Here is a 399-nt window from a genome sequence, read left to right on the forward strand (position 1 = left end):
CCGTCACCGTATCGGGGCGGTCTTGCGAGCCGCTGCTACCATAACGACTGCCACTCCCCCCGTTGCCCGAACCGCTACCTTGGTTTTGCGCCGACGAGCCCTGCGATGCGTTCTGCTGCTGGCTGAAGTCGCCCGTGCTGACTGACGTTTGCGCAAGCTGCATCCCGCCTTGCTGCATGGCGTCGCGCAGGCGCGGCATGGCGTCCTGCACGAGTTCGGCCACGGCCTGGTGCTGGCAGACAAAGCTCGAGTTGACGGCGCTGTTGTCCACTTCCAGCTTGACGTGCATGCCGCCCAGCTCGGCCGGGTTCAACTGCAGTTCGGCCGACGATTGGCGATGCACTTGCATGAAAGCCAGCTGGCTGGCCATGCTCTGCGGCCATGCGGCATCGCCAAAGG

General features: G+C 64.9%; 1 protein-coding gene. It reads right to left on the reverse strand.

The window, feature by feature from the left end; translation table 11 throughout:
- Positions 1-370: flagellar hook-length control protein FliK (locus HR086_RS47825; protein ID WP_217442289.1), on the reverse strand; the 370-nt coding region annotated here is incomplete at its 3' end.
- Positions 371-399 lie beyond the last annotated feature (29 nt).

It is taken from the genome of Myxococcus sp. CA039A (assembly GCF_013336645.1).
Taxonomy (GTDB): domain Bacteria; phylum Myxococcota; class Myxococcia; order Myxococcales; family Myxococcaceae; genus Myxococcus; species Myxococcus llanfairpwllgwyngyllgogerychwyrndrobwllllantysiliogogogochensis.